This is a genomic window from Acidovorax sp. CF316 (assembly GCF_000276605.1).
Lineage (GTDB): Bacteria > Pseudomonadota > Gammaproteobacteria > Burkholderiales > Burkholderiaceae_C > Acidovorax.
The window spans coordinates 1-1,449 of the sequence record NZ_AKJX01000078.1 but is presented as its reverse complement, the minus strand read 5'-3'; the positions used below and the strand labels follow the sequence as shown (position 1 = coordinate 1,449).

The 1,449-nt window shown below is 54.0% G+C and carries 1 rRNA gene; it reads left to right on the top strand.

Annotation, left to right across the window (positions count from 1 at the left end):
• Positions 1 to 1,449, top strand: a 23S ribosomal RNA gene (locus PMI14_RS06750); the annotation flags it as partial.

Sequence of the window (1,449 nt, the reverse complement as noted above, 5' to 3'; positions counted from 1 at the left end):
GAAAGGCGAAAAGAACCCCGGCGAGGGGAGTGAAACAGAACCTGAAACCGTGTACGTACAAGCAGTGGGAGCCTCATTTATGGGGTGACTGCGTACCTTTTGTATAATGGGTCAGCGACTTATATTCTGTAGCAAGGTTAACCGTATAGGGGAGCCGCAGGGAAACCGAGTCTTAACTGGGCGTTAAGTTGCAGGGTATAGACCCGAAACCCGGTGATCTAGCCATGGGCAGGTTGAAGGTTGGGTAACACTAACTGGAGGACCGAACCGACTAATGTTGAAAAATTAGCGGATGACTTGTGGCTGGGGGTGAAAGGCCAATCAAACCGGGAGATAGCTGGTTCTCCCCGAAAGCTATTTAGGTAGCGCCTCGTGAACTCATCTCCGGGGGTAGAGCACTGTTTCGGCTAGGGGGCCATCCCGGCTTACCAACCCGATGCAAACTGCGAATACCGGAGAATGTTATCACGGGAGACACACGGCGGGTGCTAACGTCCGTCGTGAAGAGGGAAACAACCCAGACCGCCAGCTAAGGTCCCAAAGTCATGGTTAAGTGGGAAACGATGTGGGAAGGCACAGACAGCCAGGATGTTGGCTTAGAAGCAGCCATCATTTAAAGAAAGCGTAATAGCTCACTGGTCGAGTCGGCCTGCGCGGAAGATGTAACGGGGCTAAACCATGCACCGAAGCTGCGGCAGCGACGCGTATGCGTTGTTGGGTAGGGGAGCGTTCTGTAAGCCGTTGAAGGTGTGCTGTGAGGCATGCTGGAGGTATCAGAAGTGCGAATGCTGACATAAGTAACGATAAAGCGGGTGAAAAGCCCGCTCGCCGGAAGACCAAGGGTTCCTGTTCAACGTTAATCGGAGCAGGGTGAGTCGACCCCTAAGGCGAGGCTGAAAAGCGTAGTCGATGGGAAGCAGGTTAATATTCCTGCACTTGGTGTTACTGCGAAGGGGGGACGGAGAAGGCTAGGTTATCCGGGCGACGGTTGTCCCGGTTTAAGCGTGTAGGCTGACACCTTTGGTAAATCCGGGGTGTCTTAAGGCTGAGGCGTGACGACGAGCCACCACGGTGGTGAAGTAACTGATGCCCTGCTTCCAGGAAAAGCCTCTAAGCTCCAGGTAACACGAAATCGTACCCCAAACCGACACAGGTGGTCAGGTAGAGAATACCAAGGCGCTTGAGAGAACTCGGGTGAAGGAACTAGGCAAAATGGTGCCGTAACTTCGGGAGAAGGCACGCTGGCGCGTAGGTGAAGGGACTTGCTCCCCGAGCCGAAGCCAGTCGAAGATACCAGCTGGCTGCAACTGTTTATTAAAAACACAGCACTGTGCAAACACGAAAGTGGACGTATACGGTGTGACGCCTGCCCGGTGCCGGAAGGTTAATTGATGGGGTTATCCGCAAGGAGAAGCTCTTGATCGAAGCCCCGGTAAACGGCGGCCGTAA